At 61.8% G+C, this 14,148-nt stretch carries 8 protein-coding genes; 5 read left to right on the forward strand and 3 right to left on the reverse strand.

The features are described 5' to 3' along the window. Nucleotides 1-12 precede the first annotated feature (12 nt). Nucleotides 13-1,275, reverse strand: a complete 1,263-nt coding sequence (locus WFJ47_RS09640; protein ID WP_336762617.1) for an MFS transporter — start codon at nucleotides 1,273-1,275, stop codon at nucleotides 13-15. Nucleotides 1,276-1,946: 671 nt separating this feature from the next. On the opposite strand from WFJ47_RS09640, the gene hemA reads away from it, so the two are divergent. Both hemA and WFJ47_RS09650 read left to right on the forward strand, forming a co-directional pair. Beyond that, on the forward strand, nucleotides 1,947-3,167 hold the full coding sequence (gene hemA / locus WFJ47_RS09645; protein ID WP_336762618.1) for a 5-aminolevulinate synthase: 1,221 nt from the start codon (nucleotides 1,947-1,949) through the stop codon (nucleotides 3,165-3,167). A gap of 373 nt (nucleotides 3,168-3,540) precedes the next feature. Then, complete coding sequence (locus WFJ47_RS09650; RefSeq protein WP_336762619.1) at nucleotides 3,541-6,123, forward strand: mechanosensitive ion channel domain-containing protein; 2,583 nt, start codon at nucleotides 3,541-3,543, stop codon at nucleotides 6,121-6,123. A 204-nt stretch (nucleotides 6,124-6,327) separates the two neighbouring features. Here WFJ47_RS09650 and WFJ47_RS09655 read toward each other — a convergent pair whose 3' ends face one another. Continuing rightward, nucleotides 6,328-9,897, reverse strand: a complete 3,570-nt coding sequence (locus WFJ47_RS09655; RefSeq protein WP_336762620.1) for a PAS domain-containing protein — start codon at nucleotides 9,895-9,897, stop codon at nucleotides 6,328-6,330. Nucleotides 9,898-10,037: 140 nt separating this feature from the next. Continuing rightward, nucleotides 10,038-10,805: an SDR family NAD(P)-dependent oxidoreductase gene (locus WFJ47_RS09660; RefSeq protein ID WP_127103489.1), complete on the reverse strand. Its 768-nt coding sequence runs from the start codon at nucleotides 10,803-10,805 to the stop codon at nucleotides 10,038-10,040. A gap of 293 nt (nucleotides 10,806-11,098) precedes the next feature. Here WFJ47_RS09660 and cysG point away from each other — a divergent pair, with 293 nt between their 5' ends. From cysG to cysD, 3 genes are all read left to right on the forward strand, one after another. After that, nucleotides 11,099-12,499, forward strand: a complete 1,401-nt coding sequence (cysG, locus tag WFJ47_RS09665; protein WP_336762621.1) for a siroheme synthase CysG — start codon at nucleotides 11,099-11,101, stop codon at nucleotides 12,497-12,499. Nucleotides 12,500-12,592: 93 nt separating this feature from the next. Then, nucleotides 12,593-13,276, forward strand: a complete 684-nt coding sequence (locus WFJ47_RS09670) for a phosphoadenylyl-sulfate reductase (protein ID WP_127103491.1) — start codon at nucleotides 12,593-12,595, stop codon at nucleotides 13,274-13,276. Nucleotides 13,277-13,338: 62 nt separating this feature from the next. After that, entirely contained in the window at nucleotides 13,339-14,133 is a 795-nt protein-coding gene (gene cysD, locus WFJ47_RS09675) for a sulfate adenylyltransferase subunit CysD (RefSeq protein ID WP_336762678.1), read from the forward strand. The last annotated feature ends 15 nt before the right edge of the window (nucleotides 14,134-14,148 follow it).

Genomic DNA, 14,148 nt, shown 5'->3' on the forward strand with positions numbered 1-14,148 from the left:
GATGGGAGACGGTCATTCCGTCTCCATTGTTTCTCCGGGGAGTTCGTCGGGTTCGGCCCAGGCAATCAACCCGACCACCACGCTCGAGGCGACAACGAAGATCTGTGCCGAGAGCGGCAGCCCCAGATTACGCCCGCATACAGGCACGAGCTTGCCTGCCAGACCCTGGCCGAGCGAGCCGATGGCGTAGCTCAGCCCCATGCCGAAGCTGCGCGTGTCCGACGGAAAACGCTTGGCCAGGTAATGGGGTACCAGCGCGAATACCCCCGAGGCGGCGAGTCCCATGATGACGGCAGAAAGCAGCAGGATCGGGTAGGAATTGCTGCTGAGGAACGGGTAGATCGTGAGAACGACTACGATGAGCGTGCCGATGATGACACGCAGATCGCCAAACCGGCTCGCGAGAGCGCCGCAGGAAAGCTTGCCGATCAGTGACCCGATGCAGAAGCACCCGATGGGCCAGAACACGAGGGCCGGGGTCAGGTGATGCACGTTGCGCAGGATCGTCGGGTAAAGGCTGTAGATGGCAGCCTTCTGGAACTCGAGGAAGGACATCAGCGCGATGGCCTGTATAGCGGCGAGCGTGAGCACGAATTTTGCCTTGGTGGCCGGGGGGGCGCCATTCGTCCCGCGCAGCTGTTCCTGCTTGAGCAACCAGACCGGGCTTTCCTTCACGCCCCAGCGGATGAACAAGGCCAGCAGGGCAGGCGCAAGCCCGATGAAGAAGAGCAGCCGCCAGGAGTAATGGGGCAGGATGATCGCCTGCGCCGCGGTCGCAGCGAGAAAGCCGAGTTCATATCCAGACATCATGATGGCCGAGGCCATGGCGCGGCTCTTGCCGGGCACGCTTTCCATGAGCAAGGCAGCCGAGGCCGTCCATTCCCCACCAAACCCGATTCCGAAAAGAAACTGGATGACGATCAGGCTGATGAGCCCGTTCGACATGCCGGTGGCGGCAGAAAAGATGCCAAACCACAAAACCCCCATGAGGAAGGCCAGGCGCCTGCCATAGCGGTCAGCCAGCCAGCCCCAGCCCGTATTTCCCACAGCGCGTCCGAGACTCTGGGCCAGGAGGACGGTGCCCATGGCGCTGATCGTGACCCCGAAATCATGGGAGATGTCTGGCAGGGTCAGCAGCAGGGCCGTTTGGTCGAACGCATCGAGGAACCACCCCAGAAATGCTGCGACCGTGACCCGCCAGTAGGGTTTGAGCGCGACGAGCGGGGGATAGGTCAGAATCTGTGACACATAGGAAGGGCGGGCGGAGGCCGACATGGTCTCGTCCTTGAACTGGAAAGAAAAAGGGGGAGGAACACTATAGCGCGGTGATTCAGGACTGGTTCACTCCCTATTCTGCCGTGAGATGGCAGTGAAGGCGAGTCCCGTTTTCCTGCGACCTCCCTGCCACAGGGGGACAGGCGGACGCGCCGCTTCAGGAACCGTCTCGCCCATAAGCGCCGAGGCGTTCAGAAGCGAGCGCGAGAGTGTGGCTTTGCATGGGCATCGTTTGCTTTGCTCATCCACGCAGGCATCTCTTGCGCGCTCCGGGATTTCGGCTGGGAATTTCTTGGGAGAGGGGGAAATCAGGCCTTCATGCTGCCCGATCTCAGCGTCCTCAGGAGGAGATTGCCCGGCTATGCACGGTTCATCTTTATACTGGGAGCATGACCTGGCATCCGCATTTATGAAATTTCGGGGTACCAAGATCGCGTCATGCTTTCGAGCAGCGCGGAAGCAATCGCAAGGGCCTGGTATGAACGCCATCGGATCTGTCCCTCAGGCAACGCCGTATTGTGTTCAACGCAGGGCTGCAGGGCAAAAAGGCCGTTGCGTGAGAAAATCAGGGAAGGCGACAGATTGTCACCCGGCCCATGAAGTGAGTTTAACTTGCCCTGAAACGCTGTTAGCTGCTCTGCGCTATGGTCCGAGAAGAGGAAAGAAACGAGATGGCGCAAGTGGATACGTTCTATGACCGGTATTTCCAGACGGCTCTGGACGGGCTCAAGGCCGATGGCAGCTATCGGCATTTTGCCGAACTCGAGCGCCATGCCGGTCAGTTTCCGCATGCCTATCATCACGGTCTGGGCCGTGACATCACGGTCTGGTGCTCCAATGACTACCTCGCCATGGGACAGCACCCCGACGTTCTGAAGGCGATGCATGAGAGCCTCGCCCGCAGCGGCGCTGGTGCTGGTGGCACGCGCAACATCTCGGGGACGAACCACGAGCATGTGGCGCTGGAGCGCGAGCTTGCCGATCTGCATGGCAAGGAAGCGGCGCTGCTTTTCAATTCGGGCTATCTGTCCAACTGGGCCACGCTCGGCACCATTGCTGCGCGGCTCAAGGGCTGCGTCGTGCTTTCAGACGCCGCTAATCATGCATCGATGATCGAGGGCATACGTCATTCTCGCGCTGAGAAAATGATCTTCCGTCATAATGACGTGGCCGACCTCGAAGAAAAGCTGAAGGCGCTACCGCTCGAGACGCCCAAGATCGTCGCTTTCGAATCCGTCTACTCGATGGATGGCGATATTGCGCCGATCGAAGAGATCTGCGATCTGGCCGATCGCTACAATGCGCTCACCTATCTGGATGAGGTACACGCTGTCGGGCTCTATGGGCACCAGGGCGGGGGTGTCGCTGAGGAGCGCGGCATCGCCCATCGTCTCTCGGTGATCGAGGGTACGCTGGGCAAGGGGTTTGGCGTCGTTGGTGGGTATATCACCGGGAGTGCGGCCCTGTGCGACTTCGTGCGCTCCTTCGCCTCTGGTTTCATTTTTTCGACCGCTCTTCCGCCCATGGTGGCAGCTGGCGCATTGGCGAGCATTCGCCATCTGCGCCAGAGTCAGGAGGAGCGGAATGCGCATCGTCAGGCCGTTGCCTGGCTGCGCGAGAGCCTCGATGATGCTGGCATTCCGCATCTGGCCAATCCCTCGCATATCGTGCCCGTTATGGTGGGGGATGCGACGCGCTGCCGAGCCCTTTCAGACGCGCTGCTTCAGCGTTTCGGTCATTATATTCAGCCCATCAACTACCCGACTGTTCCCCGTGGAACAGAGCGTCTGCGCATCACGCCGGGTCCGCTCCACAGCAAGGCGGATATCGATTCTCTGGTCGGGGCTCTGGCTATTCTGTGGCGTGAGCACAGGCTTGCCAACGCCGCCTGACCGGGCCCTCAAGGGCCGCGTCATGATCGGGTGAGCACGGGCGTTACCCTCTGATCTGCCCGTCAGCTCCGGGGGCATCAAGTCTGTGCCCCATACCCGGTGCCATGAGTATGGGTAGGTGTTCAGCCCGCCCGATGTCGACTGCCCCTTAGATGCAGGTTGCGGCCATGTCGGGATGGGTGGTCCGCCTGCGATCCGCGCTGGCCACCTCGCACTTGTCACGCGGGCCTGTTTCCAGCGAATGGTCCGCCCACCCGTCGCGCCTCTTGTGAACCGCGGCATGTGGGTCCTGCCCACCCTTAAACTATTTCCCGTGTGAGGGTTGAAAGCTGGGCCTCATCTTCCATTTATTCCGTCTTCAAGGATGTGCCTGATGCTGTCCCCTTCTCGAGCGCCCGGACTGTGCGCCCGGTTTCCGACACTCATGACAAGCCTGTTTGCAGGGCTGCTTTGCGCCATGTTGGTGCTCGGTGCGCAGGGCGCATGGGCGCAGAGTGCGGGGCCGGAATCATCCACACCGAAGATTACGGCGGATCAGGCGCGCCAGTTGGCCTCGGTTCTCAATGACGAAGGCAAGCGCCGCGAATTCCTGACCACGCTTCAGAATCTTACCCAGGCACAGCAATCCGCCGGGGATAAACCGGCCCCCGAAAAGACAGGTCCGCAGCTCAAGCCTGACGGTCTGGGCGCGGAACTGCTCGGAAGCGCCTCGGACTGGACACGAGCCGCCAGCGTACAGGCGCATAGTCTGTTGCGCACGGTGGTGGATGTGCGCGCCATCGGCCCATGGTGGCGACATATGCGCAACAATCCTGCGGACCGGCAGGAATCGCTCAAGCTCTTCACGCGCGCGCTCATTCTCGCTTTCGTCAGTAGCTGCCTGTTCTACGTGCTGCGTTTCCTGCTGCGTGGGGTTCGTGGGCGCGTCGAAGCACTGGCACGCGTCAAGGGGCGCACGGCGCTTGCCAAGGAGCTCGATGATCGGCAAGCCGCCCAGGAGGCAGCAGATGAGGCGACGGAGGGCGCGGTAGCAAAGGATGCGACGGATCGGCCTCTCCCGGACGATGCTGCGCCGCTGACCGCCTCTGAGACGCATGAGCCAGAAGAGGCACAGGACAAGGAGCGCCTGTCACGACTGCGCCATCAGGGCGCTTTGGCGCGACTCACGCTGGTGCTCAAGCGGCTACCGTATAGTTTCCTGTGCCTGTTGCTGGACTGCGTACCCGTGCTGGTTGTGCCGTTCATCGCCTTGCTGATCGTCGTGGTGGATCCCGCAGCCGACGAGTACACGACGGCGCTACTGCGTGCGCTCAGCCTGACCGCGCTGATCTCGGCCGGGTTGATCATTGCGATACGCACCATTCTGGCCCCAAAGCGTCCGTGGCTGCGTCTCGCCATGTTTTCCGATTCCGCCGCTATCTTTCTGTTCGACTGGCTGCGTCTTCTGGTCATGACGACGGGCATCTCGGCGGCAGCGTTCGAAACGCTGGATGATTGCGGTCTGCCCGATCGGGTCAATGAGGCGCTTCTCAAGATCCTGACCCTCGTGTTGCATCTGATGGTCGCGGTCATGATCCTGCGCAGTCGGCCGCGCGTCATGCGCTTTTGCGATCGTGGCGACCGGCGCGGGGCAGGGGCCACTCTGCTGCATTTCTTCGGACGGACCTGGTGGGTCGTTGCCCTGTTCTTCGATATGGGGCTCTGGCTGGTCTGGGCAGCCGAGATCCATCATGGCTATGCCGCTATCTGGAAGCTCTTCCTGCGCAGCGCGCTTGCGCTTGTGGTCATGCGTTGCGTCAGCATCGTCCTGTACGGTGTGCTGGAGCGTGTATTCCGCAAGGCGCCCGGCTGGGTCACGCTGAGCGAGGACGCCCAGACACGCTTCACACGCTACTATGCCCCGGCCCAGCGTGTGACATCGATCATCATCATCGCGCTCACCGTGCTGGCTCTAGCCAGCGCCTGGGGCGCGCCCATCAAGGCGCTCTTCGGGGTAGGCGGTCTCGGCTACAGGCTGATCTCGTCCTCCATGACCGTGCTGATCGCGTGCCTGCTCGGCATCGTGGTCTGGGAGGCCAGCAATATCATGCTGGAGCGTTATGCCCGCAAGGTTGGTGGGCTCGATGACGGGGCGGCCCGTGTCGCGCGCGTGCGTACTCTCCAGCCCATGATCCGTATCGTGCTGATGGTGGTGCTCGTAGCGGTCATTGGCCTGACCATCCTGAGCGAGATCGGGGTCAATGTGGCGCCGCTTCTGGCTGGAGCGTCCATCTTCGGCGTAGCACTCGGCTTCGGCTCCCAGAAGCTCGTTCAGGACTTCATCAACGGTATCTTCCTGCTCATGGAAAATGCCCTGACCGTAGGCGATGCCGTCACGCTGAACGGGACTTATGGCGTGGTCGAGCATCTCTCGCTCCGAACCGTCCATGTGCGTGCCAATGACGGCTCGATGAACATATTTCCGTTCAGCTCGCTTGGTCAGATCATCAATTACAATCGTGACTTCGCCCGGGCCATTATCGTGGCGGAAGTCGGCTATGAAACCGATACCGATGAGGTGGTGTCGGTCATCAATGACATCACCGCAGAAATGCGCGTCGACGAAAAATTCAGGAATCTTATCATCGACGATTTCCAGATGTGGGGCGTCGATGCCCTTAATCAGACCTCCGTCACGGTGCGGGGTACATTGCCCACCATCACCTCGGGCCGCTGGCCCGTTCAGCGCGAATTCTATCGTCGTCTGAAGAAGACGTTCGAAGCGCGCGGTATCCATCTGCCCTATCCGACACGCTTTGTGGAGGTGACGGGGCTGTCCGGTGTGCAGTTCGGGCAGGCCGGGGAAGACATGGAGGCACCACGTACGACTGCCCTGCCCCCTGAGGCACCGCGCGAGACAATCGGGAGGGAAACCGGAAAACAGGAGAAACACCAGGCGGGCCGGGCCTCGGAGTAGGTTCTGCGTATTTGGGCGCAGCAGCATCAGTCTCGCAGCGCCCGTTATCGAGGACCTTCAGCTCTCAGGCCTGGCAGCGGGGATTGCGCGTTGAGGCGAGCAGGGCTTTGCCGCTTGGGACGACATCGTGTTCTTTCGGAAGAGCTGCCGTTTTCAGCTGCCCTGAAGCACGAGGCCCTTCCGACGCCCATCCCCCCCGTTTGTTCAGGGATGACAGAGCGCGGTACGCAGCTTTTCGTCCAGAAGGGCCGTTGTGAAAGGCTTGGGCAGGATATGGATTTTCTCGTTGCGCCCGCTGCGGTCGAAGATTGCCTGTTCGGCATAGCCGGTGATGAACAGTACCGACAAACCGGGGCGCAGGCTGAGTGCGGCATCGGCCAATTGCCGCCCATTGAGACCGCCGGGCAGACCGACATCCGTGATCAACACATCGAAGAGCCGCTCGCGATCATTGAGGAGCGCGAGAGCCGCCGTCCCATCACTCGCCTCCTGCACGATGGCCCCCCAGTCTTCCAGGGTTTCGCGCATGGTGAAGCGCAATGTGTCCTCATCATCGACCAGTAATACGCGCAGATGGCGCATTACATCGCCATCGCGCGATGTAGGCAGGGAGACGGGGGCTGCGGGAAGGGAGGCGGCATGGCTGGGCAGCCAGATATGGACCGCAGTCCCGCTCCCGGGGGTGGAACTGATGCTCACGCGTCCACCGGATTGCTGGGCAAAGCCATAGATCATGCTCAGTCCGAGCCCTGTGCCCTTTCCGAGAGGCTTGGTGGTGAAGAACGGGTCGAAGGCACGCGCCATCACGTCGGCGCTCATGCCCACACCGGTATCGGTGACAGAGAGCACCTGATACACGCCCGGGCGTAATCCCCATTCTTCCGCCTGAAGCAGGCCGAGTGTGCAGCGCGAAGTCGCAATCTGCAGATGACCGCCTTCTGGCATGGCGTCGCGCGCATTGATGGAGAGATTGAGCAGCGCATTCTCGAGCTGGTTCGTATCGACCAGAGCCGGGCCGATGGTCTCGTCCAGGCTGAGTTCAAGAATGACGGCAGGGCCAACCGTGCCGCTGATGAGGTCTTCGAGACCGATGATGAGTGCGTTGATATCGGCGGGTTGAGGATCGAGTGTCTGGCGGCGGGAGAAGGCAAGGAGGCGATGGGTCAGTGCGGCGGCCCGATCGGTGGCTCCCTGCGCGGCCACGATGTAGCGATCCAGCCCCTCGGTGCGTCCCTGTTCGATACGACGGGAGAGCAGGGACAAGGCCCCGCCGATTCCGGCCAGGATATTATTGAAGTCATGGGCGAGCCCGCCCGTAAGCTGGCCGACAGCCTCCATCTTCTGCGATTGGCGCAGCTGATCTTCGAGCGCGATCCGGTCGGTCACGTCGCGCCCGATCAGATAGATGTCGTCTCCTTCGATGGAGCCGGACCAGTTGAAGGTGTGCCACTCTCCGTCCTGATGGAGGAAACGCAGATCCACACCATGATCGAGCCTGCCTTCGCGCAGAAGGGAGAGAGCCTCGGTCGCGCGTGCCGTATCGGCGGGATGAACGAGGTTCTCGGCCTTGTTGCCGATCCAGTCGCGCGCCTTCTCTCCGAAACAGACCAGCCAGCTGGGATTCAGATAGCGCAGCCTGCCATCGCGGTCGGTGAGCGCCAGCAGATCGGCGCTGATCGCCCAGAGCCGGTCGCGCTCGCGTGTCCGGCGCAGCACCTGCTCTTCGAGCGTCTCATTCATGCGGCGCAGGGCTTCCTGCGCACGCACCTGCCGTATGGCGGCCCAGCTCCGGTCCGAAATCGTCCTGACGAAAGACAGGGTGATCTCGTCCCAGCAATGAGGGTGGGCAAAATGCACCAGAGCCACTGCCTGCAGGATACCGTTTTCCATGATCGGCACATTGAGCAGGGCACAGATTTGCAGCGGGGCAAAAAGCTCTGCCTGTTCGGCTGTCAGGGGATCGATGCGCACATCGTCAATGGCAACCACCTCACCTTGTTTAAGCAGGTCGATATAGGAGCCAAAAGCACGAAATGCATAGAGCCCGGATACATCGGGAAAAGACATGTCGCGCCGCCAGCTATCGCTGACCTGTGCCAACTCGCGCTCATGATCCACATCCGCAAATCCGGAGCGATCCGCCTCGATTGTCACCCCGAGTGTGCGGGCTGTGAGTGAGAGGATCTCCGCTTCGCTTGAAAGCGAGCGCAACTCGTCGCCAAAGGTGACGAGTGCCTCGCGCTTGAGATTCTGACGCTTGGCGGCGTCGATATCGAAGAGAATGCCCGGGAAATGACTGATCTGCCCGTGCTGGTCCCAACTGCACGAGCCGCTCGCCTCGATCCAGCGGCTGGCACGGGTGCCATCGTCCCTGAGGCGGAACTCGCATCGGAAAGGCCCGCGTTCGCGCAGCGCCTTGTCGAGAGCCTCGCGCACGATTGGGCGGTCTTCTTCGGTGATGCAGTCGAGCAGGGCTTCGAGGCTTACCCCGTCGGCGAGAACAGCAGAGGGAAGATGGAGCGTCTGGGCCATGCGCAGATCACCCGTGACCCGCTCTCTGCGTGCATCCCACAGCCACATGCCCACGATCGTGCCTGCCGCCAAAGCCAGCTCGAGGCGCTCATGCTCCTGATTCGCCACGGTCATATCACGGGAAATGCCCAATATGCGCTCGGGCCTGCCATCCGGAGCGAGGATGGGCGTGACCACCACGTCCCAGAGGCGTTTTCTCCCATCGCTGGTCTCGACATATTCCTGAAAATGGCTCGTCAGCCCCGCACGGGCAGAAGCGATTGCATCGAGAGAGAGCCTGCGCCCGCGCTCCTGCCAGACATCGGGCCAGTAGACCCCCAGCATGTCGGCTGGCGAGCAGAGATCGAGAACCAGAACCGCGCCATGATTGACGAAGGTGATGACCCCGTCGAGATCGAGGATTTTTACGCAGTCATTGGCGCTGACCAGCATCGAGTTGATGAAGGCTTGGCTGGTGCGCAGCGCCCCGAGATCGCTCTCGTCCCGGCTGATCACGGTGCCCGTGCATCCATGGGCATGCGGCTGAACGCTGAGATGGACCGCTCGCGGCGTGCCCGTGGCACTCCGGAACACGACGCCGGTACGGCCTGCCTCCAGCAACCACTGAACCGGGTGCGCACTGACATGGCCCCGATGAATGTCATGCAGCCGGGAGAGAAACAGCGGCCATTCTATGCCGATGCGCAGGGTCTCGGCGTCCAGTCCGCATAACTCGGCCATGAGTGGGTCGCCCGTCAGACGGGCTGTCTGGTCATTCCAGAGCAGAAAGCCAAGCTGCGTGCTCCCATTCAGGTAGAGATCAGTAGGTGGGGGAGAGAGGATGGCGGGAAGGGCGGCGTCGCGTTGGGACGGAGGCAGTGCCTGGACGAGTGTGTCAAGGACCCGTGCATGGGCGGCGATGATGCGATGGTCACGAGTCGAGAGGGGGGCGGATCGCGTCTCGATGGCGATCATCCCCAGAACGGGGCTGCCAAAAGCGAAAAACAACCACCCGGTGAGAGTGGCCTGGGAAGAGTTCGGGGGAGGCTGCGCCCAATCATGATCCGGCCATGCAGTCAGATCTGGCAGGTCAGAGCGCTCGGAATCGGCATGACGGGCTTGCCGGCCATTAACGAACAGGAGAGAAATCTCGTTTTCCGGGAAGGTCTCGCGCAGCGCGTGAAGGGCATGATGAGAGAACCGGGCGTCTTCTCCGCCAGGCTCTTGTGCAGTGTCTGCGCCGACACGCTCCCGCACTTCCATGTTGAACGCCCCCCGGCATGTCAGGCCGCCTGCCCATCAGGGCAGGCCAGGCGTCTCAGGCATCATGCAATGAGCCCGCTCGGTCCCTGAAGTTCATAGCGCCTGAAGCGTGAATGCGTAAACAGTCAATTAAGACGGGCTCAGACCGATGCCGTCAAACCTCCGTCAACCATCAGGATATGGCCATTCACGAAGCTTGACGCCTCCGAGGAGAGGAACACCGCTGCGCCTACAAGTTCACTGGCCTTGCCCCAGCGTGCCGCCGGTGTGCGCTTGCACAGCCATGAGGAAAATTCGGGATCGGCCACGAGCGCCGCATTCATCTCTGTCTCGAAATAGCCAGGGGCCAGACCGTTAATCTGCAATCCATGGCGTGCCCAATCCGTTGCCATGCCCTTGGTCAGCATCTTCACGGCACCCTTTGTTGCGGTATAGGGCGCAATCCCCGGGCGGGCGAGCTCACTCTGGACCGAGCAGATATTGACGATTTTGCCGCTCTGACGCGCAATCATGCCGCGCGAGACAGCCTGAGCCACGAAAAACACCGCATTCAGGTTTGTCGAGATCAGCCTGTCCCATTCCGCACGCGGGAACTGATCGAGCGGCGCGCGGGACTGGATGCCCGCGTTATTGATCAGGATATCGATCGGGCCTTCCTTCTCGATTGCCTCGACACCTGCCAGAACCTGATCCTGATCGGTGACATCGAACACGCTGCCACGGGTCGCGATCCCTTCGGCCTCGAGCCGTGCACGGGCTGAGTCGAGATGGGCGGCATTGCGGCCGTTGAGAATGATCTCGGCGCCGAAGCTGCCCAGGCCCTGAGCCAGTGTAAAGCCGATACCGCGCGAGGCGCCGGTGATCAGCGCGCGCTTGCCATGAAGCGAAAACAGGGAGGGGTCGGACATTGAGACTTCCTTCAGCGCGTGGACGGGGACGAAGAGCGCCAGGACGTTCTCTCCCTCATCCAGGGAAGTTTCCAGGGGCGGCTCATATGCTGGGCATGCTAACAGGCTGATCACACCTGCCCAGCCGACATTTTCGTGTGGTTTCTTACAAGCGCGCCTCGCGGCGATGGGCCTCGCCACCGTGAAACCTCGTCGAGCGCCCGATCCGGTGGTTTTTGGCAGGATCACAGCAGAGTCGTCTCTGATAAGGCCCGGATCTTGGCGCAGCCCTGAGCACACGCCATACAGAAGGCATGACTCAGGAAGCGACCTATCTCCCCATTGCCCTGCGCCTTGACGATGCGCGTGCCCTTGTTGTGGGAGGCGGGCAGGTCGCGGGCAACAAGTTGCGCCTGTTGCTGGAGCGCTGTCCTGATATCACGGTCTGCGGCGTTTTGAGCGATCCGGAGATTCTGCAGGCTGTCGAGACAGGCCGCATTCAGCATGACACGCGCCCGCTCGATCTCACTCTAATTCGCACTCTGCTTCCTGACATGCGCCTCGTTTTTGCCGCGACCGAGGATGAAGATTTCAACCGCGAGGTCGCGGCAGAGGCGCGCAAGGCCGGGGTGAATATCTGCGTGGTCGATGATCCTGCGCCCTCCACCTTCATCACCCCGGCGATCATCGACCGCACACCCGTGCAGATTGCGATCTCGACCAATGGTGCGGCACCGGTGCTTGCCCGCCGGCTGCGGACACAGATCGAAGCGCTGCTGCCGGACGGGTTGTCCCGTCTGGCGCGCTTCATGCAGGCCCAGCGCGGCTGGATACGCCAGGCCCAGCCCGACACACAGATTCGTCGTCGTGCCTGGGAGAACTTTGTAGATGGGATCGGGGCCGAGCGTGCCCTGCGCGGTGAGGATGAGGCTGCGACGGCAAGTCTCGAGGCAACGCTGAAGGGCGTGCCCAGAGAGGGCGAGGTCTGGCTCGTAGGGGCCGGGCCGGGCGATCCTGATCTGCTGACACTGGCCGCACTACGTCTCATGCAGAATGCGGATACCGTGCTTTATGACCAGCTCGTGCCGGCCGCGATCATGGACCGTGTGCGGCGTGATGCCGAACGCGTCTTTGTGGGCAAGAAACGCAGCAACCACTCCCTGCCGCAGGATGGCATCAACGAGGAACTGATCCGTCGCGCGAAAGCAGGTCAGCGCGTGCTGCGCCTGAAGGGCGGCGACCCTTTCATCTTCGGCCGTGGCGGCGAGGAAATGGAGGCGCTGGTCGATGCCGGGATTACGGTGCGTGTCATTCCCGGTATCACGGCGGCGAGTGGGTGCGGCGCGGCGGCGGGTATTCCACTCACCCATCGTGACTGCGCACAAAGCTGCGTGTTCGTGACCGGCCATGCACGCGCCGATGGCACGCTCAATCTCGACTGGCCGAGCCTCGCCAAGAAAGGCCAGACCCTGGCCATCTATATGGGCCTCGCCCCCATGGCGGATCTGTGTGCCCAGCTACAGGCCCATGGCCTGCCGCCCGACTGGCCTGCTGCGGTGATCGAGCATGGGACACGTCATGACCAGCGCGTGCATGTGGCAACGCTTGCCACGCTGCCGGCGTTGATCCTCGAGCGTCGCGTCGCGAGCCCCGCCCTGACGCTGGTCGGTGAGGTGGTGACGCATCGCCGTTCAATTCACCATCAAGAAACGTGAAGTTCGTAGATTGCCCATTGCACGTTGCGGTTCGAGGTATTATGTCGGGTCCCACGGCGCAATAAGCGATTTCCTAATGTGGATTATCCAGTCATGGCCCTGACACAGGCAGAACGGCATATCCTCGAACAGACCCCGGAAGCCTCCATTCTGGTGCGCTCCATGGAGCTGCTTGCCGGTCGCATGGCGCTGGTCTCGTCTTTTGGTGCGGAGTCCGCGCTACTCCTGGCGATGATCGCGGATATCGATACCGATTTCCCCATCTTCTTCCTCGATACGCGGCGTCATTTTCCTGAAACCCTGGCCTATCGCGATACGCTGATCGATCATCTCGGCCTGACGGGTGTGATCAACATTGCGCCAACCGCCAAGGCCCTGCAGGACCGCGACCCGCAGGACATGCTCGCTGATTTCGACCCCGATGCCTGTTGTGCGCTGCGCAAGGTCGAGCCCATGGACGCCGCATTGAACGATTACGATGCGTGGATAACGGGGCGCAAACGCGGCCAGGCCGCCACACGCGCGGCGATGAAGCTGGTTGAGCCGCTCGAAGACGGGCGCGCCAAGATCAATCCCCTTGCATCCTGGACACGCGAGCGCATCGAGGCGGAAATGACCCGCCGCGTCTTGCCGCGTCACCCCCTGACCAGTCTCGGCTTCGCCTCCATCGGCTGTGCGCCTTGCACGCGCGCCGTAGCCGAAGGCGAAGACCCAAGAGCCGGACGCTGGGCCGGACAGACCAAAACCGAATGCGGCATTCACCTGCCTGCGCGATAACGGAGCATAAAATGAGTTTGGTGCCCCCCAGCCCAGCTACCACCCTGGCCACCCCGCGCGCCATGGACGATCTCGACCAGCTCGAGGCGCAGAGCATCTTCATTCTGCGGGAGGCCTATCGCAAGCTGCGTCCGCTCTCTCTGCTCTGGTCTCTGGGCAAGGACAGCAATGTCATGGTCTGGCTGGCGCGCAAGGCCTTCATGGGGCGTGTGCCGTTCCCGGTCATGCATGTCGATACGGGCAAGAAATTCCCCGAAATGTATGCGTTCCGCGAGGAATACACCAAGAAGTGGAATCTCGATCTGATGCTTGGCGACTGCCCGCCGGTCGAGGAGATCGATCCGTCGCTCCCGCCTGCGGCGCGCTCTGCCGCGCGCAAGACCGCCGGACTGGCCAGCCTGATCGAGAAGCACAAGCTTCGCGGCGTTATCGCCGGTATCCGTCGTGACGAGCAGGCAACGCGCGCCAAGGAGCGTGTGTTCAGCCCGCGTGGTGCCGGGCATCGCTGGGATGTGCGCAACCAGCCGCCGGAATTCTGGGACCAGTACGCCACCCCTTATGAGGATGGCATGCATATCCGTGTGCATCCGCTGCTTTCATGGCGTGAAATCGATATCTGGCGCTATATAGAGCGCGAGAACATTCCCCTGGTCGATCTGTATTTCGCCAAGAACGGCAAGCGCTATCGCTCATTGGGCGATCAGGACATCACGAGCCCCATCGACAGCAATGCCTCGACTCTGGCCGAGGTGATTGCCGAGCTCGAAAGCAGCAAGACCTCCGAGCGCGCCGGTCGCGCCATGGATCATGAATCCGAAGACGCTTTCGAGCGTCTGCGCGTTGCGGGCTATCTCTGAGTTATGGGCGACAAC

Origin of the sequence: Asaia sp. VD9 (assembly GCF_037150015.1) — a bacterium.
GTDB lineage: Bacteria > Pseudomonadota > Alphaproteobacteria > Acetobacterales > Acetobacteraceae > Asaia.

Coding starts and splice junctions, on each gene's coding strand:
- WFJ47_RS09670 (WP_127103491.1), top strand. CDS start 12,593: ATGGCCCTGACACAGGCAGAACGGCATATCCTCGAACAGACCCCGGAA.
- hemA (WP_336762618.1), top strand. CDS start 1,947: ATGGCGCAAGTGGATACGTTCTATGACCGGTATTTCCAGACGGCTCTG.
- cysD (WP_336762678.1), top strand. CDS start 13,339: ATGGACGATCTCGACCAGCTCGAGGCGCAGAGCATCTTCATTCTGCGG.
- WFJ47_RS09650 (WP_336762619.1), top strand. CDS start 3,541: ATGCTGTCCCCTTCTCGAGCGCCCGGACTGTGCGCCCGGTTTCCGACA.
- WFJ47_RS09640 (WP_336762617.1), bottom strand. CDS start 1,275: ATGTCGGCCTCCGCCCGCCCTTCCTATGTGTCACAGATTCTGACCTAT.
- WFJ47_RS09655 (WP_336762620.1), bottom strand. CDS start 9,897: ATGGAAGTGCGGGAGCGTGTCGGCGCAGACACTGCACAAGAGCCTGGC.
- cysG (WP_336762621.1), top strand. CDS start 11,099: ATGACTCAGGAAGCGACCTATCTCCCCATTGCCCTGCGCCTTGACGAT.
- WFJ47_RS09660 (WP_127103489.1), bottom strand. CDS start 10,805: ATGTCCGACCCCTCCCTGTTTTCGCTTCATGGCAAGCGCGCGCTGATC.